Origin of the sequence: Poseidonocella pacifica (assembly GCF_900111875.1) — a bacterium.
GTDB classification, from domain to species: domain Bacteria; phylum Pseudomonadota; class Alphaproteobacteria; order Rhodobacterales; family Rhodobacteraceae; genus Poseidonocella; species Poseidonocella pacifica.
In genome coordinates, this window is the sequence record NZ_FOJU01000002.1 from 16405 (window position 1) to 43122 (window position 26718).

Consider the following 26718-nt stretch of genomic DNA (forward strand, 5'->3'; position numbering starts at 1 on the left):
GGGGCAGGGCCCCTTGTCCTGCCGGGTGGGCGTTCAGGGGGACGGGGAATGAAATCCCCCGTCACGGATCACGAGCCAGAGCCCATCCGCGCAAACCAGAGCCGCGGCTTGGCATCGGGGAACAGCGGCATGTCGGCCACCTCTTCGGTGACGGCCCAGGCCATCGGCTGCTGGTGCAGCGGGATCATGATCATCTCGTCCTTGACCATCTGCAGCGCCTCGGTTTGCAGGTCCAACCGCGCTTCAAGGTCAAGCTCGCTGCCTGCCGCGTCGATCAGCGCGTCAAGCTCGGGGTAGGACCAGCCGCCCCAGTTGAACACGCCCGCGTTGCCATCCTTGGAATGGAAGATCTGCAACAGCGGCGAATAGCTGTCGAGCAGCGGCAACGTCGCCCAGCCCAGCGTGTAGACATCGGTCTTGCCGTTGGTCCGCTTGGGCGATTGCACCGCGCGCGGCGCTACGTCCAGCTTGGGCGACAGGCCGATGCGCGACCACATGGACGCGATGGCCTGGCAGAACTGTTCCTCGTTCACCAGCCCGTCGCTGAGGCAGTTGAATTCGAATTCCAGCCCCTCGGGAACGCCCGCTTCGGCCAGCAGCGCCTTCGACGCTTCGGGATCATGACCCGGCAGCGCGTCCAGCGCCTCGGTATAGCCGGGGATGGGGGGCGCGACGGTAGCACCGGCGGTGCGGGACTTGCCGCGCATCACCTTCTGATGGATCAGGTCAAGATCGATCGCCTTGTAAAGCGCCTCGCGCACCGATTTCTGGACAAACGGGTTCGGCGCGCCGGTGGTCAGCGTCTCGCGGAAGGGAAAGCCGATCATCACCGTGCGCAGATCGACGCCTTCCAGCACCTCGACATTCGGCGCGGCGGCCAGGCGCGGCAGATCCTGCACCGGGGCATCATTGGTAAAGCTGATCTCGCCCGAAAGCAGCGCGGCCACCCGGGTCGCCGCCGAATTCACCGGGGTCAGTTCGATGCGGTCAAGGTTGTGCTGCGGCTCGTCCCACCAATCGGCATTGGCAACGAACACGGTCTTGGCATCGGGCTGGCGGCTTTCGACGATGAACGGCCCGGTGCCGTTGGCGTTGTAGGTGGCATAACCTTCGGTGCCCGCGCCCACGTCGGTCGGCATCAGCGCGTCGTTCTGCGTCATCCATTCCTCATCGAATATATGGATGTTGGTCAGATCATTCAGCAGCAGCGGGTAGGTGCCGTTCAGCGTGATGTCGACGGTGTAATCGTCGACAACCGCAGAGCTGACATAGGCCGGCAGGTTGCCTTTCAGGGGCGATGTCTCGTGGCTGACACGGGTCAGCGAGGCGACGACGTCCTGCGCGGTGAACGGGTTGCCGTTGTGAAAGGTCACGCCCTCGCGCAGCTTGAAGCGCCAGGTGATCTGATCGTCCAGGATTTCCCAGCTTGTCGCCAGCGCCGGCTCGATCTTGAGATCCTTGTTGTAGCGCACCAGCCCTTCGTAAACGTGGTTAAGCACGTTGATGGTGAAGCTGTCGCCGAACGAATAGGGGTCAAGCGAGCCGATGTCGCGGTTGGCGCCCCATTTCAGAACGTTCTCGGCCTGCGCGCTGCCCGTCAGGGCGGCAACTGCCGCGGTCGCAAGCATGAGATGTCGAAGTTTCATGTGTCTGTCCCTTTCCGCTGAATTGTCTTTCGAAGCCGGTCAAATTGGATACGATGCACTTTGGATGGCACAGTGAACATCACCACGCAAGTAAATTGTATCCAATTGACTGATGTAAGTGTATGCGATACTGGTTGTGCGAATTTGATGGGCAGAGCAGATGAGTGAGAACAAAACGACGCTGACCGACGCGGTGCACGACCTGCTTCGCAAGGCGATCATCGAACAGGCGCTGAAACCGGGCATGCGGCTGCCCGAGGATACCGTGGGCGAGCAATTCGGCGTCTCGCGCACCATCGTGCGCCACGCGCTGGTGCGGCTTGAACATGAGGGGCTGGTGGTCACCCGCCGCAATCGCGGTGCCTTCGTGGCCGAACCTTCCCGTGACGAGGCGCAGCACGTGTTCGAAGTGCGCCGCTGCCTGGAAAACGACGTGATTCGCCTGCTGTGCCAACGTATGCCGGGCAGTGGCTATGACCGGCTTGAAGCACATGTGCGTCAGGAAGAGGCGGTGCGCGGCAAGGATGGCCCGGTTTCGATTCGCCTTGCCGGGGAATTTCACGTGCTGCTAGCCGAGCTGACCGGCAACCCCGTGCTGACGCGCTACGTCTCCGAGGTGGTGCTGCGCTGCTCGCTCATCATGTCACTGTATGCGCGCAGCCATTCGTCCGATTGCGCCGTCGATGAACATTCGCAAATCATCGCCGCGATCCGCACCGGCGACGCGCAGCGCGCAATCGAAATCATGGAACACCATCTGGGCGCTGTCGCCGGCCGGGCCGAGCTTGCCGCGCAGCCAGATAGTATCCAATCTATCCTTTCACATTACGGCAAGGAACTGGCCCAATGACACAGGAAAACGGCTACCATGCCTTCGATTTTGCCGATCTTTCGGCGCGGGAGGCTTACAAGGTGATGATCGGCACCATCGTGCCGCGCCCCATCGCCTGGGTCACGACGATTTCGCCCGACGGGGTGATCAATGCCGCACCCTATTCATTCTTCAACTGCCTGTCCGCCGATCCGCCGATCCTCGCGCTTGGGGTCGAGAACAAGCCGGACCGCAGTTTCAAGGATACGGCCTACAACATCCGGATGACCGAATGCTTCACGGTCAATATCGTCGACCGCGCCAATGTCGAAGCCATGTCGGTGACCGCCGCGAACCTTGCGCCGGAGGTCGACGAATTGCAGGTTGCCGGGCTGACCGCCGTCGCGGGCGACCGGGTGGCATGCCCCCGCATCGCCGAAGCGCCGGTGGCCTTCGAATGCGAACGCTACCTTGGCATCGCGGTCAGTTCCGCGCGCGAGATCATCCTTGGGCGAATCGTGCGCGCGCATATCCGCGAGGACATCATCGACCCCGCCACCTTTTATTCCGACCACGAAAAGCTTGACGCGCTGGGCCGGATGGGCGGGAATGGCTACGCCGGCACTTTCGACTACTTCGATCTGCCGACGCCTTCGGTCGAGGACGTGCCAAACCCCGGCAAGAAGCACATCGCGATCGGCAATAGCTGAAACAGAGGATAGACCTTACCTGCATTATGAGACGAGCAGCCACCGAAATACCTTCGGTGGTAGTAAACAATTCGACTCCAGTGCAGTGAAACGCGAGCAGGTACCGCAATGCTCGCCCTCTGACAATTAGCATGCTTCGCTCAGCATATTGCCCGCGAATTCCCGAGATTGCGGAGCGTGTTCCCTTTTTGGAAGGTTGCATGTTTGTCGTCATCATTTGTCCTCGAATTCAAAGTCTGCGGCGCCCTCATCATCTCCTTGTTGGAAAGGACGTTCGGCACAGACGGAAAATTCGTTCGATGGAGCCTCTTCAGAAACGCTGACGGGAGATTTCTGGACTTTTTTATTCACTGTCTTGTGAGCGCCTGCATGAGCTGTCGCAAGTTCCACACCGAATCCAGAGCGGTTCGCAGGCTCCGAGGCCGCTTCCGGATCAGGCTCGATCTGAAAACCGATGAAGAGGTTATCTTCCTCTTGGCGCAGCCGTTCCGGGCTCCATGCGTCTACGAGCAGACCGACCCGACGCATCGCGTCCCCATTGATGGCCTCGATATCGTCGATTGCCTTGAAGACTACGTCTTCCTGTAGAGCGGCTTCGTTTTTGAAGCGTGCTTGCAGCGCTCGCCGTGCCGCAAGGTGCGTTTGGGCGCTCACCCGATCAAAGCGCCGGTAAACAGACGGAACTTCGATCCACTTACCGTCGACTTCGACCGCGATTGCCCCGAGGTCTTCGCTATACCAGCGAATATTGACCTCGTGTTTCCGCCGGCGAAGCATCGTCCGAGCGAGCGCTTCAAAATGGTAGCGGACTCCGAGAATGGTAACGCCGCCTTCGCCGACCAATCGCGTCAAACGGGTGCCAAACGCCATACGCCGTCGGCGTAGATCGGCTGCCGGCGCGACCCCATACTGTTCGGTCAGCCGATCCCAGCAATTGCTTGGAGTTTCTCCATCCAGTCCGTCGTGCGGGACGCGGTGGTAAATATCGACGACCCAACGCGTCAGCACAGTGCAGAGATCTTCGATTCTCAGGGCAGCCCGGCCTTTCGAGTCGTAGTCTCCCCGTTCAATGATATTGCCAAAGGTGCGCCCAGTGAGCCGTGGCATTAGATGGACCGACATCGTTTTGAAGAACCTCTCAACCCGTCCCCGCATTTCGGGAAGGCCACCAGGCGCGTGCTCCAAGCTAATGCCGAGATCTTTAGCCGCCACGGTCACATCGTATGAGACGTATTCTGAGCCACAATCGGTGTAGATGAATGGCGTGTGGCCGCGCATGTGCCATGGGGAGAGCGCCCCGACAGCATCGGACCAAATACCCTTGTCCTGCATCATCATGTCGAGCGTCTGAATCGTCGCTTGCCCGGATGGGGCGCGCGACAAACGCATAGCGAGGATGCAGCGCGTCGTTGCGCACATGGCAACAGTCAACCACCAGCGCTTCGCTTTGCCTGTTAATCCGAGGGCACTTTTCTCCTCATCACTCAGAAAATTCAGGATTCCACAGTCGGCGAGCAGAGAGATCAAGTCGATTTTCCAAGTATCCAACTCAACACGTTGAAGAGGTCGTGTAAGGTTGAGGCCAATGCCGACAGGAGAGTGTTTGCGTCGTGCATATTCGAGGCCCTTTCGTGCGACATCACATTGAAAAGGGTCCAGCGACAAAATCGCTTTGCGCACAGTCTCTTTCGAAGGACGCACAAGCTCCACACGGCCCTCGGCGCGGCGCTCCGCGTTTTCCTTTGCGAAAGCACGTTTGACATCGTCGTAGATTGCAGCCTGTGTTTTTCGCTCCGCCGTCATATAGCCGCGGACACAATCCGCCAATATTACCATGGTTCGCGGACACAATCGCCGAGCGTAGTTTCCTCGCTTGAAAGCTCCGTCGAACAGGCCAGAAATACCGAAGCTTTCGTATGCGGTTAACCAACGCCGCAAAGTGCGAGCGCTAAATTCCGGAACGGAAACTGCACCTTTGGGCCTGTTTTCCTCCTCATATTGGCTTTCGCCTTTAAGTATTTTTGTCGCACGACCTGTGATCGTGTCTTCCATAGCCTTAATAGTGTCGTCGTTGCGCTTTACTTTGCCCGCTTCCTCCAGCTGGAGAAAGGCCAAGACAACGCCCTCCTTCCCCCTCGCACGCCGATGCTGATTAGCGGGTAACATGGAAAGAAGTTCGCTCGGGGCTTCGAGACGTGCCCGTGCGTTCTCGGGAAGCAGAGCCTCGCGCTCATGCCGCACGCGCCCCACATCCACCAACCTCACGATTTCGGCACGGCTGAAGGACTCAGCCATGCCCTTACCGTCGAGGCGCACAAAAACGTAACCGTTCTCAGAGACGTCAACCGGACGATAGGCTATGTCCCCTATCGTGACCTTATCGTGCTCTTCAAACGCGAGCCGTGAAATCTTTGGGCTGGGCGCAAAGTCCAGCATCAGATGACCCGCCGACGGACCAAGACATCAGGATCAATGCGTTCATGTGCCTCAAGTTCGAGCTCATGTTTCCCAATCATCCTGACTACAGCCAAGAAGCCACGGCCTGAGAGACCCGCGGCGGCGGCGATATCCCGGACCTTTGCGGTGCCGGTAAGTTCCGCTACGACGGTTCGCACAGCCGTATCGGCTTCCGGATCGGCGAGGCGAACGCTGTGGGTCAACTCAGCATTGTGAACTTCGATCGGGTCGAGATCTTTTTCAGTAATCAGCGCTACCCGATCAGCAAAGTCCGAGGTCACTTGACTTGCGAGGTAGCTCATCTCCGCAATAAATTCCGCTTTTGCGGCTTTCCGGGCGTTTTTGACGATCAGAGCCACCCGCGAGCCATCGGTGTGAGACACCCTGAGATCGAAGAAGTGTGTGGCAGCCGCACCATCCAGGTTGATCCAGGGAAACGGGATTTGGTTTTCGAGACCGGCAACGCCCTGACGTGCCAGCATCACCAGCGCTACGATCTTTTCGGTGTGGCTCTCGAACTGCATGACCTGACCTTCGCAGTCGCCGAAGACCATGCTTCCGGTGAAGTGTTTTTGCACCCCCATCGTAATCTTACGACCGGCTTGGGGCCGGCGCGGGAGAATGAAAATGCCAGATTCTGTTTCGTGCATACGGTCTGTCCTCTTCGAAGCTTTGTTTCGTCCGAGTCGAAAATTGGAATCTTTGGCCTGAGGCGGGAGAGATTTTCCGCTGAAAAAATCGCAAGCTCTTGATAATAAGTGATTATTTTTTTGCGGAAGTATAGGAGATCTCTTCCAATGACGGATCTCCACACTGCGTAGAATGGCCTTCCGATACTTCTCTATGACGCAAAGAGACGCTGGAGTGCGCGTTCTGCGGCGACCCTGTCGAGCGTCTGCGCGCGAGCCGAAAGGAACTGCTCGAAGGTTGTCTGAACCGCGAGAAGTGCTTCACCACGTTCGCTGTAAACCGGACAATCACGGACTTCACCGTGCTGACCACTGGCATCGTAATGGGTTTCAAAGAAGCGTCGCTCGACCTTGATGACTTCGGACCGCAGATCTGCCTCCAGAATACCCTTTAGTGCCTCCAGTGAGGCATCGTCGCGCGGATCGAACGGGTCGCGTTCTGCCAGCCGGCAAAGTGTTCGCTCCACGAAACCGAAATCTCGGCTGTTTCCGCCGAGGTGAATGGCATGGGCATCCTTGTGAAACTGCCGCCCTAAACAAACCGCTGCGGTGGCAAGGTCGTCGATCATGGCGCCGTGCGCGAAAGTCGTTTTCATTGGAAACCTCTTTAGTTGCGCGGCCGGAGCGGCCGTGCGTCAAGGCTCGATCCCCAAGTAGGGAACCGAGCATGCCTTCAAACTGCGGTAGGCTGGTCCGCGACGACGTCCGGACAGTGGGCCAAGGCCGCCACATCGATCGCATCGAGGATGTTGGCGAGCATGTCGGTCAGAAGACAGATCGTCTCAACCTGTGGGGACGACGGAGAAATGCCCATAAAGAGAATGGTTTCGATGCATTCCGGATCGCCCACACGCTCCAGTGAAAAGAGCCGGAACAGTGAAATCAGAGCCATCTCGATATGCGGCGTGATGGTGCCTGCCTCAACTATCTGAAGGGCGCACGAAACGACTTTCGCTTCTGCGGATGCTCCGCCCAGCATAGCAGCGGCTTCGGCCAGCTCGTGGCCATGTTCAGAGAATAGACAGCTTGCGAGGACGAAGGATTCATCCCGTGATTCAGTTGGCACAAGGTCGAACATTGGCTCATCTCTTCATTTCTATGCTGCTCCCATGCGGCAGCTTCAAGGCGCCTCTTCCCCTCCTTTCCTTGAGGCTCGCGATCGTCGCTTCGAGAACAAGATTGGCCGGTTTCTTTGGGACGAAACAAAATTTTGAAATTTTCTGTATCACCGAAAAATGGGCAGCCGGACGCCCGGAACCGGTCATAGGCCAGCAAACAGCTTGCACCTGTGGATTACGCTGGCGCTGATGAACAGCGTCTCACCGTCCGCGTCAGCGGTCGGCCCCTTCGAGGCACAACACCGAGAGGTTTCCACAATGCCCATTGATGAAAATCTTATTGACTACAAAGAACGTTCCGACGGGCGCTATGACGTTCGCTACGCGAAGGAACCTCTTCTGGTAATCAGCAGACGGCCAGGAACGGAATTTAGGAAAAGTGCCCTGCATATTATCGTAGAGCGGCACCTTACCGAATTAGATTCAGAGGAGCGAATGGACGTCTACCGACGTCAAGATCTCCCCTGAGCGAGCCGCAAACCACACACGCTTATTCGCATCGCGAGACTGTGCTTCGAACGCAGCTCAGAAAAGAGGTTGAAGTGAGCCTTGGCCCAGAAATTGAGGAGACCTCCGCATATTGTGTTGGCCGCCGAAGCAGGACGAAGTTGCCGTTTGAGCATCGGAAGCCAACTGGAATGAGCGGCGTATAGCCGCCGTCGGCTACCCGACTTCTCGATTCTCAAACCGCTTGTGAACCGGGAGAAGATGCGTCTCATGCTGGGGACCAACAGGCCCGAGGGAGTTAAGCTTTTTCGAGACATCCACGGCACCGTCGAGCGCGAAGAGTTCAAGGCGAGGCGTGAGGCGAAGGCAGCGAAGACCAACCAAGACCAGCTTTTTTCAGTTGACGACTACGCCCTGCACGAGCAAGGCGAGCGCGGTATAGGCTGCAAACGCTATCAGGTTCTTTCCGAACATCTGGTTGCCCAAGTTCTGCTGAAGCGGCGGACTGTCGAGTTCTCGTCTCTGGCCCTGGAAGTCATGGAGAGATTTCCCATGAAGGAGACCCATGTGAAGGATCTTTGCGTGGATATGAAGGTTCGTGGGCTGCTCAGTTTTGAATTGAAACCCAAAGCAAAGAAGCCTCGCGATTCGACACTGATCACGGCGGTAGAGGAATGACTGATCCCGCCCGGTGGCTGTTGGCTGAAATACCTGAATGGCGAGAACTCTCACGTAGAGAAAAACGTTCCATTCGAGACTTCCCTATACTTTGGGCTCTGTTTGAATTGCACTCGACCGGTCAAAATGGACAAGATCCGAATGCAACCCCGGACAGAATCTGTAATGCTGTAGCTCAACTTGAGGGCCCTATTCGGCTTGGCCAGGAGATGAGGGCAGCGGCGAGCTGGACTGATTGATGGCGGGCGTGCTGTGGAAAGACCAGGCGCTGATACTGGTTCACTTCGTAGCACTCGGCTCCATGCTGGTCAGGATGGCGAGCCAATGATGTGATTGGGCAAGGGGCAGACCTGCGACGGCGGACCGAGTGCAAACCTGCTTTTCCGCACGCGCGGCCTTTTCGGCCCAAAGCTGCCTTGCCTTGATAGCACACAAGCTTCGGCGCAGCATCATGGAACCTGACGTTCAGCCCCTTGCGCAGCAACTCTGCCCACGGGAAGGTAGCCGATGATGGGAACGCTCCAACTCCTGAAATGATAAGGCATATGCATGACGCTGTTTCTTGGTTACGACCCCGGTGGAAAAGGCAAAAACGGTGTAGCGGCCATTCGGGTAGTTTCTGACGCGCCTGAAGTCGTGGCCAAAGCTACTGTTAGCGACGCTGCCAAGGCACTGTCTTGGCTGGAGGACTATGCAAAAACAGCGGTTGCACTCGGCATAGATACCCTTTTGGCTTGGTCACCTAAGGGCGGGCGGGCCTGCGATGATGCGCTTCGACGGAAATATGGCGGCAATTCGATTGTTGCTCAGAACTCCTTATACAGCTCCATGACCCTGAATGGTGCGATTGTGGCCAGACGGCTTGGATTACCCGTCTACGAAAGCCACCCCAAGCTATTGCTCCGCGTATCCGGCGAGAATACGATACGCGAGGTCTACGACGACGCAGTGTCCACCACGGAAGCAGATCATGAGGGTGACGCTATCGTAGCGGCTTGGTGCGCGGCCATGGGACATAATCGAAAATGGGCCGTTGATCTATACTTGGACATTGAAGACGACATAGAACTCGTGGTGCCGGACGCTCGCTACCCGTGGTTTGAGGAGGTCTGATGCGAGGCAGCCCCCCCGCATCAGTAGGCCACGGCACGAGATTGACGCGTCCGGCCCAAACCGGACCTTGGTCAACTTGCCTGATGCTATGCTGCGGCGTCACTGAGGGCAGGATTCTTCCGTCGTTCAATCTGAATGGCGATATGGATCACGGCATCCGACACAATTGACGAATTCAGCACCTATGAGAGTCGCCTTCGAATGCCTATTTCTTTGATTTCAACGACGCGAGTTCGCGCTCGAGCGCCGCTATTTTCTCGTTCTGGTCTTCTTCGTGAGACTTCGATTTTACGCGCCACGCGATGATGAACGTCGCGAGGAATGCAATTGCAGAAATTACCAAACCGATTACTGTTTCCACCTCGGACGGAGAGCCAACAAGCGACATGAACCCGATGAAAACAAGAACAGCAACCACACACGAAATGATGAACATATTCGTCCCGACCTTTACTACGATTAGCCTTAATCAAACGCACCGAGCGGCGTGTCAACAGTCAACTTCCATTCGATTTGCCAGCATGCCAACCGTCGTTTCGTAGCCCCGTTGTCAGTGACAAACGAGACGTCTTCAGCATTTTCCAGCATGCTCGACGCCGCAGCGATGCACCTGCTGGCAGCGGCGTTGAGAGTTTGAGCGCGATAGGGGACCTCGGAACCTCCAGCGGACCAACCGGTAAAATTGCCTAATCGAGTCTACTTGCCTTGCGGCAAACCCTCGTGGATCACGGCCCAAAGCCGCCGTCCGTCAAGGATGCGGGATTCCGCGTCGCGGCCAGTCGAAGGAGACATTCTCTGCGTCTACAAGATTACGGGTTCGACCAACTACCCTGATAGAATCATTAGCGGGTGCGACGAAGGAGCGGTTTTTTTCAAAAGAGTCACGCCTGTCTGAGCTCAGTAAATCGAACCGTTTCGGCCTCTTTTCTGCCTTCCAAACTCTTGGTTAATAGGTTCCAATTCCCGCCAAAACACTCCTATATGCAGTTTTGATCCAGAGAGACCCTACATGACCGCGCAAGCTCCCGCCTTGACCCTTGGATAGATCTGGAGGCGATGGGACCCGCATATCCACGCCCCCGGCACGATACTGAACGATCAATTTGGTAGCGCCAATGCCTGGGACACCTATCTGTCTGCCGTTGAAGCCAGCGATCCTAAGATTGAGGCGCTCGGTGTAACCGATTACTACCTTCTCGACACGTATCGCGCAGTGCTTCAGCATAAAGCGAAGACGCAGTTGGCAGACGTTACCACGATCTTTCCGAACATCGAGTTGCGCCTGACAACACGAGCGGCCAATGGTTTCGTCAACATCCATCTCCTCGTCGCCCCCACCGAAAACGATCACATCGAACAAACGGAACGCTTCCTTGAGAGGCTGGAAATAGACGCTCATGGGGACACATTCAAATGCTCTCGCGCCGATCTTATCCGACTGGGCCGTAAAACGCTCGATGACGAGGCCTCGGAAAAGGCTCTTGTTGCCGAAGGCGCCAATCAGTTCAAGGTAGAGTTCGCCCAGCTCAAGAATACCTACCGGAGATCCGATTGGGCGAAGAAAAACATTCTGATCGCAGTTGCCGGTGGGAAAGATGACGGCACATCCGGATTGCGCCAAGCCTCTGATGCAACCCTGCGCGCCGAAATCGAAAAGTTTGCCCACATCATCTTTGCAAGCAGCGTTGCCCAACGTGAATTCTGGACAGGCAAACGCCCGGCTATTTCAGTCCAGGGTCTCAAGGATCGCTATGACGGCTGCAAGCCTTGCCTTCACGGCTCTGATGCCCATCGACCCGATGAGGTCGGCCAGCCAGATCAGGATCGTTACTCCTGGGTGAAGGGCGCGGCAACATTTGATGCCTTGCGCCAAGCCTGCATCGATCCCGAACACCGCGCCTTTGTTGCAGATACGCCCCCTACTGGTGCCCTCCCTTCGCAGGTGATCAGCTCGATCACCATTTCCGGTGCCGATTGGGCAAGAACACCCATCGTTCCATTGAATCCGGGGCTCGTAACCGTCATCGGTGCCCGGGGGTCGGGCAAGACCGCCCTTGCCGATATCATTGCCGCCGCCTGTGATGCCGTCCCACCTACCATCTGGTCTGACAGCGACGACGCCCTGCGAACGCCTTCTTTTCTCGCGCGCGCCAGACCGCTGATTGGGTCCGCGGGCGCGAGGCTCGTCTGGGGGAGTGGCGAGAGCGTTGACCGCGCCCTTAATGGATCGGACGCTGGGCAACTGTCTGCCTATCCCCGTGCGCGCTATCTCTCCCAACAATTTGTAGAGGATCTCTGCTCTTCGACCGGGATTTCAGACGGCCTGGTCCACGAGATTGAACGCGTCGTCTACCAAGCACATGATCTAAACAGCACTGATGGCGCCACCAATTTCACCGAGCTTCGAGACCAGAATTCGCACCGTTTCCGGCAATCGCGGTATCGAGACGAAGCTGCCATTGCAGACCTCTCCGATCACATCGCCACAGAGTTGGAAAATGAGGCGAAAGTCGCCGGTTTGAGACAGCAGGTCGCTCAAAAGACCAAGTTGATCGCGGATCAGACCGCCGACAAAGGTAAACTCAAACTCACGGGCAAACCCGAATTCATCGAGCGGCATGAAGCGCTGGTGAAGGTCGAGGCCAATCTGCGCCGGACAATCAATGCTCTGTCTGAAAAGCACCGCACCTACACCGCACTTCAGGACGAAGTGGCGAGTGTCAGAGCCACGACCGCGCCCGAGATGTTGCGACAGACCAAGGAAACGCATCTCAAAGGCAGCATGTCTGACAGCCAATGGGAAAAATTCCTCTTGGTTTATAAAGGCAATGTCGATGAAACTTTGCGCGATGAGATTGCAGTTACCGAATTAGAAATTCAGCGTCTCACTGGCGATGCCGTCGTTGCTCAGGATCAGAACACTCCGCTGATCGCGTCCGATCAAGACCTTCAGGCCGTGATCCTTAACACCCTTACGGCCGAGATCGCCCGGCTCTCGACGTTCATCACTACCGACCAGCATGTCCGGAAACAGTTGCAAACAGCTACTGCGACCATCGCGCGGGAAACGGCAGCGCTCCAAAAACTACAAACGTCACTGACCTCTGCCGAAGGCGCAGAAGCGCGCCGGAAGAAGTTGCAGGGCCAGCGCATCGATTGCTATGAGCGGATTTTTCAGGCCATCATCAATGAACAAGCCGCGTTGCAGGAGCTTTATCAGCCACTGTTGAAGCGGCTCGCAGCTACGTCGGGCACGCTGAGTAAACTGCAATTTTCGGTCACACGCGTTGTGGATGTAGAAAAATGGGGTCGCTTCGGTGAGGAGAACCTCTTCGACAAGCGCCGCAAAGGCGCAACCAAAGGTGTCGGGTCTCTCACAGCCCTTGCCACCGAGCAGCTCGCACCCGCTTGGAGATCCGGGTCGGCTTCTGATGTGCGAGCGGCTATGGAAGCTTTCATGGCGGCCCATGCGGCACAACTTTTGTCACACGCGCCCTTTGAGAAGACCGAAAAGGCCGAATTGCGGAACTGGATGAACCAGTTTGCCCATTGGCTGTTCGCCACGGATCACATCACCGTCCGCTACGAGATTGGCTATGACGGTGTCGATATTCGCAAGCTGTCCCCGGGCACACGCGGCATCGTGCTTCTGCTCCTGTATCTGGCGCTCGATGACCAGGACGAACGCCCGCTCATAATCGACCAACCTGAAGAGAACCTGGACCCAAAATCAGTTAACGACGAGTTGGTGCCACTGTTTATCGAAGCCAAGAAACGCCGCCAAGTCATCATGGTGACTCACAACGCGAACCTTGTTGTCAATACGGACGCAGATCAGATCATAATCGCTGAGGCAGGGCCACATGCTCTGGGTGGGTTGCCGCCCATTACATACCGTGGAGCCGGCTTGGACGACCGCGCTACCCGGGTTGAAGTTTGCAAGATTTTGGAAGGGGGCGAGCCTGCCTTTCAGGACCGCGCGCGCAGGTTGCGGGTTAGAATGGAGCGGTAGAAGATATTGCGGCGGCGCCTCTGCTGTTTAGCCTTAGTCGTTGTGACCGGAGCTTAACGTCCCCGCCCTCATTCGCTACCGATAGGAAGCATTCCGCCGCGAAGGCAAGGACAATCAAAAAGTTCTAATGGATGAGTAAGTCCAAGTCTATTTCAGTTAATTGCTATCAAGGCCCTATACTTGATGGACAGTCTGGGAATGCAGAAAACGTCAGCTTTCCTGAAGAACGACCACCTATCAGAACAGGCGTCAGATCAAGCCAACGGAAGTCCGCTTAGCCAGCATCTTAACATTCGTTTTGCGACGCAGCGAAGGTCGGCTTTCCGCCCTTCATTCCAAAGGCCCTCGCAATCGCAGCCCAAACTGAGCGGCCGCAGCGAACGGCAGGAAAGTCCGCAGAGCGGACACCAGCTGCATCCATCACTGCTGACGACGGACGACGCTCGCGCGCAGTAGAAGTCCGGTTTGAGCCCAGACCTACCGCGTGTGGGGCGAAGCTATTCGCAGTCGCAGCATCGTATGCTTTGCAAGAGCGGCCCAGAGCCGACCTTCACCGACATGGTCTACGCTGCGACGCGGCTTCTCCGAACCAGTCATCTGTGTCCTCGCGCAGCATGCGTTGAGAGGCCAAGCTTCACCGCGCGGACCTTCCTGCCGTTCGCCGCGGGTGCCCAATTTTTGATGCAACCGCAAAGGTTAATGATCGGAACAGCAGAGAGCCGACATTGAACGCAGGCCGTGCCCAGGTCCACCCGACGGAGAGAAATCGAGCTGGCTAACATCGTCCCGAGAGCTGCTCTAAGCAGATCCGGGCTGGCCGGAGCATGTTCCTTGCGGCATGCTTCCTCGTATATTGTTCACGGTCTGGATGCTTGATTGTTCCTTCGATTCCTCACCCTGATTACGGGCGTCGTTCTTCGCGCAATCGCCCCGAGACTGACGATGCTGTCGTTGCTCGCGCTTTCCAGCGCAGCCATGTCCGCGCAGGCGGACAATCTCGATCTCGGCGCGATCGAAGACCATATCACCCGGACGCTCGAACGTGATCGGGTGCCGGGCGCCGCCGTTGCGATCGTCCGGCGCACCGACGTTCTTTTTCTGCGGGGATTTGGTAATGATGGTCAAGGGCGGCCGGTTCAGAAGGATACCGGTTTTGTCATTGGCTCGATGAGCAAGGCTTTCACCGCTTTGACTGCTATGCGTCTCATTGAAGCCGGACGCGTGGCGCTTGATACTCCCATCGTGCCAACACTGCCGGAACTGGAAAACGCCGACAGCGTCGCTTGGCAGAACATCACGCTTGGCCATTTATTGACACACACCAGTGGTGTTCCGACCAGAACACCCGACATGCCGCCGGATACATCGCTTGCGCAGCACGTAGAAGCCCTTTCGGATGTAGAACTGAACGGCACTCATGCGGCCCGCCATGCGTATTCGAGCGCGAACTACATTCTCGCAGCACGAATGCTGGAAATGGTCAGCGGCACCCCATTCGATCTCCTCCTGGCAGATCAGGTGCTTGCACCACTTGGCATTGTCCGAGGCGACAGGCCGCTCACCGAACGGCGACCAAGGGGGCACCAATACTGGTTTGTCTGGCCCAGGTCGACTGATCGACCCGCCGAAATAGGGCGGCTGGCCACCTCGGCGATGACGGCAAGCGTCGCGGACATGGCGAGGTTTCTCCAGTTTCAGCTGGGCGATGGAACCTGGAACGGACAGTCGCTTCTTAGCGCCGCGGGTCTTGCCGAGATGCACAAAGGAACGGCTCAGGGAGATGGCTTCTCATACGGATTGGGATGGCGGAATGTCGATATTGTCGGCGTTCGCAAGGTCCAGCATGGCGGCGTTGTGCCTGATTTTCGGGGCAAGATGATTCTGCTTCCAGACCATGACGCAGCCGTCGTTGTTCTGACGAACGCGTCATCTGTCTTGCCCTTGCCGATCCGACCAACCAGCCACAGGCTCGCAAACGAAATTGCAATCCATCTGGCTGGCGGTCCGCTCAGGCTGCCGAATCTGGGCTATCGGACATGGCTGATTCTGATCTGGAGCGCTTTGGGCATCATGGTGATGCACCAGTTCGTCACCCTCGCTCGCGTTGCACTTGGGCGGGACCCGGCGCGTCACCCGCTTCGCAGCGCTGCTATCGACACGGCGATGGTGCTCGGCATTCTGTTTGTCCTGCCCTGGGGCCTCGGACTTTCGCTTCGAGCCCTCGTAGACCAAACGCCGGATCTGGCTCTGTGGCTGGCGACTATGTCCTTGCTGGCGATCTGCGTCACCGCCATTCGCGCGGTCCAGGCTCGGTCCACCGGATCGCGCCAAGCTTGACGGCAAGCGCGAATCCAACCCGATCACCGCATCTCACTATTCGAGCAACCGGATTTCGACGAATGCGGGATCATTTGGTCACAAATTCTGCCTTGAGGTTTCGCACGCGGGCGCGGACCGAGGCCGCCTCGTCCGTCTCCATCCGCTTCAGCAGTGCGTGTGTGTCCGAAGACGCAGGCCGCAGCCTGCACAGGGCATCGACAGCCCACGCCCGCAAGAAGGGGCGCGGTGCATCCAGCAATGCAGTCAACCAGCACTCTAAGGTCAGCGCCGCCTCTCCCGATACGGAGATATAGCCCATGGATTGGCAGACATGCAGCTGCGCCTGCCATGCTGTAATGTCGCCCAGCCCACCGACCAATCGTTCGACGTCTTGTGACAGAAGAGATTGGCCGCCCTCCAACAAGTCCCTTATGATCCAAGTCGCACCTTCAGAGACGCCGGGGTCGTCATCCGACGCCAGGTCGGTCAACTCCGACAGAAACCCTGTCCGTCCAAGGTGCCGCGTGGAAATTTCCGAAAGCATTGAAACACTTTGACCGTCATATTCGATGAGTTCTTCACGAAGGTCATAAACATTCGTCAACGCTCTGTTCTCTCCGATCATTGAGTGCTTCAGACTTTCCCACTCAGACAATGACTGCCTAACACATGCCGATCAAGGTCCGCTTTCCCGCCTTGGTGAATCATTTTGGGCCCATACCGGACCTAAGGGTTCTCGAATCCACAGTGGAGCGTCCTCGAAACCGGACATTTACTTCCTAACCAGTCCAGTTACAGAAGCGCCAAATATTGCAGCGAATATCCAACCCAAGAAAATGTAAACCCAATAAAACAACAGGAAGGCTCCAATGGGCTCATCGCGCCTTTCAATTAAGGACCAGTTTGATGCTTGGCCAAGGTCGATGAGAGGAATAAAAGTATCCGCAGCATAGGCCGTCGGATAAAATATTGGCACATCCACCTCATGTTCAACGATGTCTGGGGCCAACGTCTGCGTTGCATGGACAAGATTTCCATTTTCATAGAGGCCCGAGAAAATACAGCCACCAAAAGCGATCATGAATACGGACCAAAAGATACATCGGGCGGGTCGGTAACCATATCCAGAAATCATCCAAAACAATGTGGACACAAACCAGCTCCAACCTGCTGTCAAAAACGTTGCTACGCTATCGAGGCTCCATTTTCGCTCCTCCTTTAACGCGACTCCAAGTAGGATGCGATCAAAGGGGTTTGATGTCATTCTAATTCGGTTTTTTAACTCAATAGCTTTCCGGTTTCAACGCAAAAAGTTTGCATCGCGTTGAAAGTGCAGCTTACTGATTGCTATCTTCGTCGCTTCGGCCTCTCGTCCGGTTTCTCTTAATACTTTCGCCAACTGCTCGAATGGCTGAGGTCTGAAGTCATCAGCTAAGTGAGGTTCATACTGCCGTCTAAGCCAATCGAGTCGATCAAAATATATCGTTGAAGTATTGCTTTCGAACGATCCATACGTAAAGCCGTTCAGGCGAAGGTTTCCTCTCGAAGGCCAGCTATCTGGATCGTCAATTAGGCAACCGACGCGTGCGTTCGTCAGGTCAACAATGCCCCATAGGCCCTTAACTTGGCGCCAAAAGAATGCTTCTTCAATTTTGGCCGCCTCAATAGATATTGCAAGGGGGTAGCCAAGGAATGCCCCCCCCGAACAGCCAAGCTGACCTCCAATCCTCGCCCCCCTCGCCACCATAGGATGAAGTGTCCGGAAGCCGTAACTGAGAACGATACTTCCTCTACAAATAATCTCGCTCAAGTAAAGTCGTTCAACAGATGTTCCCTTGAGCACAAGGTCTACTATTGTAGCTCCCGAGAAGTCTAAAATTCCCAGAACCTTGCAATGCTCCAATGAAATTGGAAAATCCACTGTGCAACCGCGTAAGACAACGTCTCCGATGACCTGTGCGTGTTTGATGTCAATCCCCTCGGGGGGGACGAGGTTTTCCCCAAGCTGGCCCAAGATCAGTTTTCGCAGAAACGATCCGCGAATAACAAGAGGAGTCTCTTTGGCTTGATCTCTCAAGGGCAACGTTTCGGTCTTATCAGCGGCCAAAGCATTCAAGAATTTAACTTCAGAGGATGACAGGGTCTCTATATTGTTACTCCAAAATTTCAGAAGCGTTTCAGGGTTTCGAACGGAAGTTTCAGACTGCCAACGATGAGAGTCAAGGCATGGCGAATGGAGTTTCAAGTTGAGCACTTCCGTTGTTGTGCGGTGCGAATTCGTCACTCGCAGTCGACACGAAGGTCGGTTCATCGCCCGTCCTGACTGCTACTCGGATCGTCGCCCGCCGTTGAACCGAAGGTCCGCTTCGGCGACATGCTGCGTTTACCACGCGGTGATGCCGCAAGTCTGCTTTCCGCCCGAACTGCCCAAGAGCGTGAACGGCTCAGACCGGACCTCCACCCGACGATCATCGTGACCGCCAGCCTGTCTTGGCCGCTGCTGTTCGGGGCATGGCTGTTTGCGGGATCGGCTATTCCGCGGTGCTGACGCCGTCGGGGCGGCTTCTCCGCCGCTGCGCTCATGCCGAGGATCGCCCGGCCCTCTTCGCCGCGCAGTTCGCGCTCTCGCATGCTTGCTGGCTGGTCGCCTATCCTTTGGCCGGGGCGTTGATGACGGTGGCCAGAGCGCCGGTGGCCCTTCTTGGCCCCGGTTTTCTGGCTGCTCTCGGCATCTTCGCGGTCATGCGCCGTGGCCCGCGGGAGACCCGAAAACCATACCCCATCGACAAGACGATCTGCCGGCAGGCCATCCTTATCTCGCCGAGCAGGGAGACGCGCGCCGCCACGCCCATTCGGCGATCATCGACACGCTGCACCCGGAATGGCCGGCCTGACACCAAGCCGTTTTACCCAGATCTGCCAAAACCGGCGGTTCTTGTCGATCAGCTTGCGCGAAACGCCGAAACTTGCCTCATCGGCCCGCAGACTTGGGGCATCCAAGACCCCGCCGGGCGTTATATGCAGGATGCCCCGCTGGAACTTCGCCCAATTTACCCATCTCAGCCACAAGGAACCCTAAGAACCTGAGATGGACACGACTTGGTTGTCAAATGGTCATCCGAATGGGTCCAATGGCCAAGTTTTGGTGGTCGCTTCAATCTGATGTAGCGGAAAGGACTTATTGGCCACTATGAAACACATCCTCATTGATTTTATTGGATAATTTATAGAGGCTTTCGTGAAATTTGGCCACTATGGAAGCATATACTGACCACTGCTTGTAAGCATAACTTGGCGACTGCTTTCTTTTTCCAAACAATCGAGGCCAAGACATGAAAAAAGCCGCCCTCTCGGGCGGCTTCGTAAATATCATGCGATGAACGGCCGGGAAGCCACTATGTATTAAGTGAACAGTTCCGGCTTCAGATCGTCATGCCGGTAGAAATCCAGTCCGATCTCGGATTTGACCAACACGGGCCGAATGCTCCGCCGTTTCAGTCGCCTGACCACTTCCCCGATCTGCAGGTTGTAAAGTTCGGCAATCCTCGCCGGGTGACTGAACCTGACCTTGAATTCAGCGATGACTGCCGACTCGAACCGTGGGATCCGATGACTGGCGTCAGGGCCAACAACCCAATGGACCGCCAAGCTCACCTCCTTCGGGCATCGGTCCACCAGGCGCCAGCCAACGTCCCTCGGTATCTTCAGTGCGCCGAAGGCAGCAGCCGGTTGAAGACCCACCATGCAGGCTGCCGCGTGCTGCTTGACCTCCTCGGGATCCACCCGAAGCGCGCTGATCCCATCTTGGCCCTTCAAGCAAAAGACGCGTTCAAGGAAGCCACCGAGGATCATGTGCACCACAGTAATGGCCGACACCTTGGCCTTTTCTGCAGCTTTCGAAATCGGCACGAGCGCGGCGGTCTCACCATTCAGCTCGGCCGATTTCGCCTGAAGTTTGCCAAGCAGCATGGCAATCTCCTCGCGATCCACGGCCTTCTGTTTCCGGCCCCTCGCTCCCGGATTCCCGTAATAGATGGGAGTGAGAAGCCGATCATCGAAGAGCTGATCGACGATCGGCCGTGTGAAGTCCATGTTCTTCCAAAGCGAGATCACGTTCACAGTGCGCTTCATCCGTCCTGCGATGGCGCGCCCCTCACCCACAGGGATCGGGAAATGTGCCGGTGCATTCTCCGGGATCGTCCCCGCGGCAACCAGCACGTTGCTCAGGGTCCGCGAGTCGAGGGATTGCTCCTTGGCCAGGGATGCGACCGTGTGCAACTGGCGCTCGGGAAATTCGATGCCCAGCACCTTCTTCCCAGCCGGCATTGCGATGTTCTCGGTAATGACGTCGCGAAGGATGCGCGCGATGTCCCCTGGCTCCTTAAGCGATTTCGAGTGCGCCAGGGCATTATAGAAGCAACCGAAGATCTTACGGGCACCAGGCGTGCCTGTCGCGTCGTCGAATTTCCGGAACTGCGCCTTGAGTGCTTCCCGGATGCCGTCCTCGCCGCGCGACGTAAATTGGAAGCCAACGCGACCGGCATGATCCCAGTCGTCAGATGTAAGCTCCGGGAGTTTCTGCGTCGGCCCGTAGGCGACCAGCACGCCCAAGAGCTCCGTTGCGCGGCTTGCCTGATCAAGGGTTTGCGCATCCAGCCAATCTGGGCCAGTAATTCCTTCCAGGCGACCATTCACGTAACCCTGCAGCGGCGAGACCGAGCGACGCGCTGACTTCTCTATCATTGCTTGGAGTTCGCCGCCCCGTTCAGGGACCCGGCAATCCAGCTCGTGAAGCTTGTCGTCCCAAGCGGCCTGCGCTTGGCGAACCAGCGCAATTTCGTGGTGGGGACACGTCCGCACAACCGAAAGCGTCCAGTGCCATCGTTCACGGCGCCATCCCATCTTATCGTCCTCTGCCAGACAGGCCGGGCAGAAGAAAGTGTGCGGGTTTGACAGGAACTCGGCGGTGACCAGCTCACCACGGAGATCATATGTCCGTTTACCCTGGCGGACTGCAGCATTTCGGCGCAGATCATCCAACGGTGCACCCGAAATCTCCGCCAGCCTTGCGATAGCGCCCGGTTCTGAAGACGCAATCGACTCCGGGCGGATCTGCACATCCCTCAGAAACGGAACCATTGGCTTGGCGGCATGAAAGCGAGCTAAGCGAGCGGCATATGACAGGGGCGTTTCGATAGGATCGAACGACAGGAATGGAAACAACATGATCAGCGGCCCTTCTTGTCTCGGGGCGGAAGGGGCTTCTCAGAGAGGTCGATCTTCGACCAAGCGTTCGACAAGAACACGTTTTTACCGACTTCCGCGACTTCCTGTATGGCCCAGTCCTCCGCGAAATGAGCCTTCTTGAGGCGGCACGCGCCTGCCTCAACCGCGATCTCCAGCGCCCTGAGAGTATTCTTGATAAACCACCCGAACCGCCGGCGGCTGGCGTGCACGAGACGTTCGACAAGGTCCGGCTCTTTCGGAGCGGCGATCCCGACTTCCGCACACAAGGTATGAAGAATTCCCTTCAATAGTCGTTCGTCCCGCACCGGGGAAATATCATCGAAGGACAGCTTCTGGTATCGGCGATTGATTTGGTCATCATAGGCTGCAAGATGCCCCAGTTCGCCGATGCCAACGAGAATTACGCTGACGGCTCCCTCTCCCTGCATGAGATTTTTCAGACGCTTTTGCATGTTGCGGATCTCGACAGCGCTGGCAGTCCCGAGAAGGTCGTGACCTTCATCAATGCACACAAATACCGTATTCAGGAGCGCCAGGCGGTGCTTTACCAGCCTCCAGATTTTTTGCTCATTGGGGTTACCTGAAACATCCGTGTATCCGGTTTTAGCAAGTATCTCGATGCCGAGGGCCTTTGTTGTGGCCGGGCTTGGAGCGGCCTCCAACATGATCCAAGGCATGTGGCCCTCGCCTTTGGACTGGAGAAGCGGGTGTGTCTTGAGACCATGTTTGACGAGAGAGGTTTTGCCTCCGCCGGCGGCCTCCATTATGAAAAGCCCCTGCGCGTCACCTGTTCCGCGATCTTTGCGCGGTGACGCAATCGACTTTCCTTGGCTGTCACGCGCGAGAAGACGGTTGAGACGCAGCAGGAACTGGTCGTCTCGTTCGGTCGGAATGTATTTGTCGGCCGCGCGATCCAAGGCGGCCAGCTGGGCTTCGACAGAAATCTGTGTCATGTTTTATTTGTCCCTGAGCTGAAGGATGAAGTTGTCATCCTCGCCGTCGTCATCGTCGTTGGCGGGCTGACAATCAGTAAATTGGATCGTCTCGGGAGGGTCGGAAGAAATTTCTTCAGCAGGCGCGCGGGGTGCTTCATTTGCATGGACGCTGGCCGTATCCTCGGCAGTCGGAAGGCTGGTACCGAAGTCCCCCAGGTTAGTCTGAGGAGGTTCCTCATCGCAGCCGTCATCGACGCAGAACCCGATGAAAGCCTCACACTCATGGCGATCAATCGTCTCGGCGTCGATCGTGTCGAGAACCAGGCCGACCTTTGCCATCGCGTCGGCGTTCAGACTCTCGATATAATCGAGCGCCTGCTGAACGACACGGCTTTTGAGCTCGGCGGCCTTTGCATGCTTGGCCCGCAATTCACGATGTGCCATCCGCCATTTCTGATAGGAGACCCCATGAAAACAGCGATGGACGGCAAAAACCTCTGTCCACTGGGTTCCGATCTTGACCCAGATGGCACCGATATCCTCGGGATAGTATCGGATCTCCATCTCCCGGTCAGGGTTGTGCAGCATGTGCGTCGCGAGTGCCCTGGAATGATAGTGCACGCCTGCAACGGTGAGCCCGTCTTTCTGGAGCGTCCGCGACAGCTTTTCTCCGAAAATCAGCCGTCGGCGCCGCAAAGACGGCGGCGGCGTCACCCCGTACTGCATTGTGAGCCGGTTCCAGCAATCGCGCGGTGTTTCCTTGTACAGACCCTCATGAGGTTCGTTGTGATAGACATCGACGATCCAGCGGACGAGTACCGTGCAGAGCTCGTCGACGGTAAGCGCTGCCTTTTCTTCGGGTTTGCCGCTGCCCTTTCGCAGGATGCTGCCGAACGTGCAGCCAGACAGCCGCGGCATCAACTGGGACGAAATCGTTCTGAAAACGCGCTCGATATAGGGCTTTAGCCATGGCCGTGCACCAGGACAGTGAACCAGAGTAATCCCGAGATCGCAGAGCCTCGTTCGGAAATCATGTCCGACAAATTGCTTGCCGCAGTCTGTGACGAGGGTCCCCATAAGACCGTGTTGCGACCACGCATCTTGAGCATCGGCGGCGCTGGCCCAGACCCCCTTGTCGCGCATCCCCATCTCAACGGCGCGCAACCCGCTTTTCGAGGAAGGGGTGCGCGACAAGGTCATTCCCAAGATGCACCGCGTGCGCACATCGAGAAGAACGGTGATCCACCACCGTTTAATCGACCCGTCCAGACCCAGTTGCGCTTTTTCTTCATGAGTCATCATTTGTAGGAGCCCCGAGTCCTCCATGAGAGACACCAGGTCGATTTTCTGTTCATCCATCTCCACACGCTGCAACGGGCGCTCGACATCGATCCCCTCCCCCACCGGAGAAAAAGCGCGCATGGCTTCGTCCACGCCCTCACGGGCCAGTTTCACACGGAAGGGTGAAAGATGATGAATTGCGGCCAGGATCGTGACGCGTGAGGGACATTTCAGCAGGTCCTCTCGCCCTGCGGCTTCGCGCTCCGCATTCTCGGCGGTAAACGCGTTCCGGACATCCTTCACGATGTTGGCCGGCGTCTTCTTCAACTCGCTCAAATATCCGGGGAGTTTGGAATACATAAAGAAGCGCTGTTCTTCCGTCAGCTTCCGTCCGTAGTTTCCCCTTTGGGAGACATCGTCGTATAGTCCAGCCAGACCATCCTTCTCGTATGCTGAGACCCAACGACGCAAGGAGCGCGGGCTCACGGTTTCGCGGATTGTCGCACGGGTGTCGTAATCCCTCATCATTCTGGCTGCCGCACCCAGAATGCTATCCATTCCCTCACGGATCGATGTATCCGTGCGTTTAACCTTTCCGTCCTGATATTTTTCGAGGAATGCCAAAACGATGGCTTCGCGTTCCGAACCGCGTCGCTTCTCCTCGTCACCCAACAGGCTCAGCATCTCGGGCGGCAATTCCGTCAGGTAGTTGAATTCACGGTCCGGACGGTGGTCGAAATGCCCGGTTTCGAGCATCTCCGCGATGGTGGCATTGTCGTATTTCTCCCGGGGTCCTTGGCCATCTGCCGGTACAAAGTAATGGCAATCCCCATGGGACGAGATGTAGCGATACTGGCGCCCACGGATGAAGATGGTGTCGACGTTCTCGAATGTGTAGCGGGGCGCGAATGCGCTCTTGACGAAATCAAGCATCGTAGCGGCTCCGGGTGACGTAGGTTTCGTAGGAGATGCGTTCCTGCCGCGTGAGCTTCAGTTCATGGGAGCGGATCAGGCGAACAAGTGCCTGGAACCCATCGCCGCCATAACCAATGACTTCGACCAGATCGCGGATAAGCACGTGACCGCGGATGTTTCGTATTGCTTGGCGCGCGGCGGCGTCGGTGTCCGGAACAGGACGACGCATCTGGTGCATCATTTCGGAGTTGTAGATCTCTGAGGGCAACAGGTTCTTCTCTGTCACGACCTCGACCCTGTCGGCGAAGCTCTTCGGAACCTTGGATGCGATGTAGCTGAGCTCTTCACGCATCTTCGCCTGCCCAAACCGATAGGCGGCCTTCACCATGATCGCCGTTCGTGAACCATCGGCCTTGGTGGCGCGAAAGTCGAAGAAGTGGCGATTTGTGCCACCATCCTGTGCGGTGAACGAGAACTCGACCTGGTTCTCGACATGCACAGTCCCGGGGCGCGCAAGCAGCGCAAGCAGGACCTGGAGCTCCGTGTAGCTCTCAATGTCCATGCCGCTCTCCTCGTCAGCACCCACGTTGGTCTGTCCCGTGAAATGGTTTCGGCGCCCCTTCGCGACTTTCCGCGCGTTCTGCGGTGGACGGGGAAGTACGATGTTGCCGTCCGGCAATTCCAACATGCTCGATCTCTTCTCGACTGAGGGGCTTTGCCCATTGCTGCACCGTCGAGAACAACCTACCGCCCTCGAACTATAGAGGAGATTGGCCGATTAGATTTTTCCGGAAGGAATTTTTCCAGAAATCGTATAAGTATATTGCTTTTATTAATTTATACCGCACCCACTGTCTTCGAACTGCAGGTACATTACTTATGTCAGCACCTTCCCTGTATGCAACGCAAGCCACGCAGGAGCCCCTCTCGCGCCACCTCGGACGACATTAATGCACGCTCTGCCTACAGCTCGCCCAACCGACCGGAACCAACCTGATCGACATATTCGGCGGAAACCGGACTTTTGCCGCGCGGGCAATGTAAGCTTTGCAAATCACGAAAGCAGTCCTACGGTGCTCGGATCTTCTTAGTATAAATGGTCTAATCGGACACCAGGAACCATGGCGCAATTCTCTGGTGCCGTGTGCTCTGTATTTCTGTTTTATTTTTTTGAATTGGTTGCGCGAGACGGATTTCTGGTTCTAACCGGTGGACATGCGAAGAGGGGCGGAGCTTGATCGGCCCCGCCCCAGTTTTAACTTCCCTGTTGGGCGCGATCAGACCTCGACAACAACCTTGCCGATTGCCTGCCCGCTTCCGAGGCGGGCGTATGCGGCGCCAACTTCTTCAAATCCAAAGCGCTGTTCGTCGAGCAATGGTTTCACGACACCTGCGTCCACCAGTTCGGCCAGTTTGGCAAGGATATCGCCGTGGACCTGTCGGTTTACGTTGTACAGCATCGGCAGCAGCATAAAGACGATGTGCAATGACAGGCCTTTGAAGTGTGCGGGCGAAAGGTCAATTTCCAACAGACCCACGGTGGATACCACTTGCGCATTCAGCGCGGCGGCTTCGAAAGAGTTGGTCATGTTGGCACCGCCCACGGCATCAAAGATCATATCAAAGCCAGCGCCACCAGTTTGGGCCGCGACATAATCCGCGATCTTCTCTTTCATGAAGTCGATGGGCGTCGCGCCATACCCTTTGATGACATCCATCTGCGCGTCGCCTGAGCCAGTTGCCGACACTTCGGCACCCAGATTCTTGGCGATCTGGATGGCCAGATGGCCTACGCCGCCAGCGCCGCCCTGGACCAGAACTTTTTGTCCGGCTCTAACTCCCGCACGGGTCAGACCCTCGTAGGCGGTGATGCCAACCAGCGGCATGGCGGCAGCTTCACGCATGGAGAGCGATTTTGGCTTATGCGCGATCAGTTGCGCGTCGGCCAGCATATATTCGGCCAGCGCGCCTTGCAGATCGGCCAGGCCGCCTGCGCAGCCATAGATTTCATCCCCGACAGCAAAGCCTGTGACGCCTTCTCCGATTTCTTCAATAACGCCGGCGAAATCCATGCCCAGCACAGCAGGGAGCGCAGGGGACAACGGCAGATCCATGCCCATATTCTTGATCATCGTGTCGACGGTATTGATGCTGGTGGCGTACACGCGCAGCACAACGTGGCCTGCTTTGACGGCTGGGCGTTCCAGTTCGACGACTTCAAAGACTGCATCGGCGCCGTAAGTGTTGAGTGTCATGGTTTTCATCGGGGAAACTCCTGAGGGTGATTTGGCTTGCCTCTACTTACCCAAACCCGATAGGGAATTTAATCAGGCAAAATAG

The 26718-nt window shown here is 56.9% G+C and carries 21 protein-coding genes; 8 read left to right on the top strand and 13 right to left on the bottom strand.

Features of this window, described 5'->3' with window-relative positions:
* Positions 1 to 68: 68 nt before the first annotated feature.
* The gene (locus tag BM234_RS05275) at positions 69 to 1646 is read right to left on the bottom strand and encodes an ABC transporter substrate-binding protein (RefSeq protein ID WP_092061419.1); all 1578 of its coding nucleotides are present in this window, start codon (positions 1644 to 1646) and stop codon (positions 69 to 71) included.
* Between the two features lie 160 nt (positions 1647 to 1806).
* Here BM234_RS05275 and BM234_RS05280 point away from each other — a divergent pair, with 160 nt between their 5' ends.
* Both BM234_RS05280 and BM234_RS05285 read left to right on the top strand, forming a co-directional pair.
* Positions 1807 to 2496, top strand: a complete 690-nt coding sequence (locus tag BM234_RS05280) for a GntR family transcriptional regulator (protein ID WP_092061421.1) — start codon at positions 1807 to 1809, stop codon at positions 2494 to 2496.
* Positions 2493 to 3167 carry a flavin reductase family protein gene (locus BM234_RS05285; protein WP_092061423.1) on the top strand — a complete coding sequence of 225 codons (675 nt, stop codon included), beginning with the start codon at positions 2493 to 2495 and terminating at the stop codon, positions 3165 to 3167. Before BM234_RS05280 ends, BM234_RS05285 begins: the two co-directional genes overlap by 4 nt.
* Positions 3168 to 3380: 213 nt before the next feature.
* Here BM234_RS05285 and BM234_RS05290 read toward each other — a convergent pair whose 3' ends face one another.
* The 4 genes from BM234_RS05290 to BM234_RS05305 form a co-directional block, all read right to left on the bottom strand.
* Positions 3381 to 5603: a DDE-type integrase/transposase/recombinase gene (locus BM234_RS05290; protein ID WP_092061425.1), complete on the bottom strand. Its 2223-nt coding sequence runs from the start codon at positions 5601 to 5603 to the stop codon at positions 3381 to 3383.
* Positions 5603 to 6274, bottom strand: a complete 672-nt coding sequence (locus BM234_RS05295) for a hypothetical protein (RefSeq protein WP_092061427.1) — start codon at positions 6272 to 6274, stop codon at positions 5603 to 5605. Before BM234_RS05295 ends, BM234_RS05290 begins: the two co-directional genes overlap by 1 nt.
* A gap of 191 nt (positions 6275 to 6465) precedes the next feature.
* Positions 6466 to 6909: a hypothetical protein gene (locus BM234_RS05300; RefSeq protein WP_092061429.1), complete on the bottom strand. Its 444-nt coding sequence runs from the start codon at positions 6907 to 6909 to the stop codon at positions 6466 to 6468.
* 77 nt (positions 6910 to 6986) lie between these two features.
* Entirely contained in the window at positions 6987 to 7391 is a 405-nt protein-coding gene (locus tag BM234_RS05305; RefSeq protein ID WP_092061431.1) for a hypothetical protein, read from the bottom strand.
* A 757-nt stretch (positions 7392 to 8148) separates the two neighbouring features.
* Between BM234_RS05305 and BM234_RS05310 the strand changes: the two genes are divergently transcribed.
* The 5 genes from BM234_RS05310 to BM234_RS05330 all read left to right on the top strand — a co-directional run bounded on the left by BM234_RS05310 (position 8149) and on the right by BM234_RS05330 (position 16018).
* Positions 8149 to 8556 (top strand): hypothetical protein, encoded by a 408-nt coding sequence (locus BM234_RS05310; RefSeq protein WP_139226768.1) that lies wholly within the window; start codon positions 8149 to 8151, stop codon positions 8554 to 8556.
* Between the two features lie 238 nt (positions 8557 to 8794).
* Positions 8795 to 8884 (top strand): DUF6552 family protein, encoded by a 90-nt coding sequence (locus BM234_RS17795; RefSeq protein WP_342714641.1) that lies wholly within the window; start codon positions 8795 to 8797, stop codon positions 8882 to 8884.
* Between the two features lie 221 nt (positions 8885 to 9105).
* Positions 9106 to 9669: a DUF429 domain-containing protein gene (locus BM234_RS05315; protein ID WP_092061435.1), complete on the top strand. Its 564-nt coding sequence runs from the start codon at positions 9106 to 9108 to the stop codon at positions 9667 to 9669.
* Between the two features lie 1045 nt (positions 9670 to 10714).
* The gene (locus BM234_RS17625) at positions 10715 to 13681 is read left to right on the top strand and encodes a TrlF family AAA-like ATPase (RefSeq protein WP_342714664.1); all 2967 of its coding nucleotides are present in this window, start codon (positions 10715 to 10717) and stop codon (positions 13679 to 13681) included.
* Positions 13682 to 14557: 876 nt separating this feature from the next.
* Positions 14558 to 16018: a serine hydrolase domain-containing protein gene (locus BM234_RS05330; RefSeq protein WP_092061439.1), complete on the top strand. Its 1461-nt coding sequence runs from the start codon at positions 14558 to 14560 to the stop codon at positions 16016 to 16018.
* Positions 16019 to 16088: 70 nt separating this feature from the next.
* On the opposite strand, the gene BM234_RS05335 is transcribed toward BM234_RS05330, so the two are convergent.
* The 3 genes from BM234_RS05335 to BM234_RS05345 form a co-directional block, all read right to left on the bottom strand.
* Positions 16089 to 16625 (bottom strand): hypothetical protein, encoded by a 537-nt coding sequence (locus tag BM234_RS05335; protein WP_092061441.1) that lies wholly within the window; start codon positions 16623 to 16625, stop codon positions 16089 to 16091.
* Between the two features lie 147 nt (positions 16626 to 16772).
* Positions 16773 to 17081 (bottom strand): hypothetical protein, encoded by a 309-nt coding sequence (locus BM234_RS17235; protein WP_139226769.1) that lies wholly within the window; start codon positions 17079 to 17081, stop codon positions 16773 to 16775.
* Positions 17082 to 17300: 219 nt separating this feature from the next.
* A complete protein-coding gene (locus BM234_RS05345) occupies positions 17301 to 18245 on the bottom strand; it encodes a hypothetical protein (RefSeq protein ID WP_139226770.1) in 945 nt (314 codons plus the stop codon).
* A gap of 245 nt (positions 18246 to 18490) precedes the next feature.
* On the opposite strand from BM234_RS05345, the gene BM234_RS17740 reads away from it, so the two are divergent.
* On the top strand, positions 18491 to 19087 hold the full coding sequence (locus BM234_RS17740; RefSeq protein ID WP_281247933.1) for an MFS transporter: 597 nt from the start codon (positions 18491 to 18493) through the stop codon (positions 19085 to 19087).
* 315 nt (positions 19088 to 19402) lie between these two features.
* Here the strand turns inward: BM234_RS17740 and BM234_RS05355 are convergent, their stop codons facing one another.
* The 5 genes from BM234_RS05355 to BM234_RS05375 form a co-directional block, all read right to left on the bottom strand.
* Positions 19403 to 21226, bottom strand: coding sequence for a TniQ family protein (locus BM234_RS05355; protein WP_092061449.1), 1824 nt, complete (start codon positions 21224 to 21226; stop codon positions 19403 to 19405).
* A 2-nt stretch (positions 21227 to 21228) separates the two neighbouring features.
* Positions 21229 to 22200 (bottom strand): TniB family NTP-binding protein, encoded by a 972-nt coding sequence (locus BM234_RS05360; protein ID WP_092061451.1) that lies wholly within the window; start codon positions 22198 to 22200, stop codon positions 21229 to 21231.
* Positions 22201 to 22203: 3 nt separating this feature from the next.
* Positions 22204 to 24396, bottom strand: a complete 2193-nt coding sequence (locus tag BM234_RS05365) for a Mu transposase C-terminal domain-containing protein (protein WP_092061453.1) — start codon at positions 24394 to 24396, stop codon at positions 22204 to 22206.
* The gene (locus BM234_RS05370) at positions 24389 to 25066 is read right to left on the bottom strand and encodes a hypothetical protein (RefSeq protein ID WP_092061455.1); all 678 of its coding nucleotides are present in this window, start codon (positions 25064 to 25066) and stop codon (positions 24389 to 24391) included. The genes BM234_RS05365 and BM234_RS05370 overlap by 8 nt, the downstream gene beginning before the upstream one ends.
* A 589-nt stretch (positions 25067 to 25655) precedes the next feature.
* Entirely contained in the window at positions 25656 to 26642 is a 987-nt protein-coding gene (locus BM234_RS05375) for a zinc-dependent alcohol dehydrogenase family protein (RefSeq protein WP_092061458.1), read from the bottom strand.
* Positions 26643 to 26718 lie beyond the last annotated feature (76 nt).

Bases quoted from the DNA above. Each gene is read 5' to 3' on its own strand.
- BM234_RS05275 (WP_092061419.1), bottom strand. From the start codon at position 1,646: ATGAAACTTCGACATCTCATGCTTGCGACCGCGGCAGTTGCCGCCCTG.
- BM234_RS05280 (WP_092061421.1), top strand. From the start codon at position 1,807: ATGAGTGAGAACAAAACGACGCTGACCGACGCGGTGCACGACCTGCTT.
- BM234_RS05285 (WP_092061423.1), top strand. From the start codon at position 2,493: ATGACACAGGAAAACGGCTACCATGCCTTCGATTTTGCCGATCTTTCG.
- BM234_RS05290 (WP_092061425.1), bottom strand. From the start codon at position 5,603: ATGCTGGACTTTGCGCCCAGCCCAAAGATTTCACGGCTCGCGTTTGAA.
- BM234_RS05295 (WP_092061427.1), bottom strand. From the start codon at position 6,274: ATGCACGAAACAGAATCTGGCATTTTCATTCTCCCGCGCCGGCCCCAA.
- BM234_RS05300 (WP_092061429.1), bottom strand. From the start codon at position 6,909: ATGAAAACGACTTTCGCGCACGGCGCCATGATCGACGACCTTGCCACC.
- BM234_RS05305 (WP_092061431.1), bottom strand. From the start codon at position 7,391: ATGTTCGACCTTGTGCCAACTGAATCACGGGATGAATCCTTCGTCCTC.
- BM234_RS05310 (WP_139226768.1), top strand. From the start codon at position 8,149: ATGCTGGGGACCAACAGGCCCGAGGGAGTTAAGCTTTTTCGAGACATC.
- BM234_RS17795 (WP_342714641.1), top strand. From the start codon at position 8,795: ATGGCGGGCGTGCTGTGGAAAGACCAGGCGCTGATACTGGTTCACTTC.
- BM234_RS05315 (WP_092061435.1), top strand. From the start codon at position 9,106: ATGACGCTGTTTCTTGGTTACGACCCCGGTGGAAAAGGCAAAAACGGT.
- BM234_RS05335 (WP_092061441.1), bottom strand. From the start codon at position 16,625: ATGATCGGAGAGAACAGAGCGTTGACGAATGTTTATGACCTTCGTGAA.
- BM234_RS17235 (WP_139226769.1), bottom strand. From the start codon at position 17,081: ATGATCGCTTTTGGTGGCTGTATTTTCTCGGGCCTCTATGAAAATGGA.
- BM234_RS05355 (WP_092061449.1), bottom strand. From the start codon at position 21,226: ATGTTGTTTCCATTCCTGTCGTTCGATCCTATCGAAACGCCCCTGTCA.
- BM234_RS05360 (WP_092061451.1), bottom strand. From the start codon at position 22,200: ATGACACAGATTTCTGTCGAAGCCCAGCTGGCCGCCTTGGATCGCGCG.
- BM234_RS05365 (WP_092061453.1), bottom strand. From the start codon at position 24,396: ATGCTTGATTTCGTCAAGAGCGCATTCGCGCCCCGCTACACATTCGAG.
- BM234_RS05370 (WP_092061455.1), bottom strand. From the start codon at position 25,066: ATGTTGGAATTGCCGGACGGCAACATCGTACTTCCCCGTCCACCGCAG.
- BM234_RS05375 (WP_092061458.1), bottom strand. From the start codon at position 26,642: ATGAAAACCATGACACTCAACACTTACGGCGCCGATGCAGTCTTTGAA.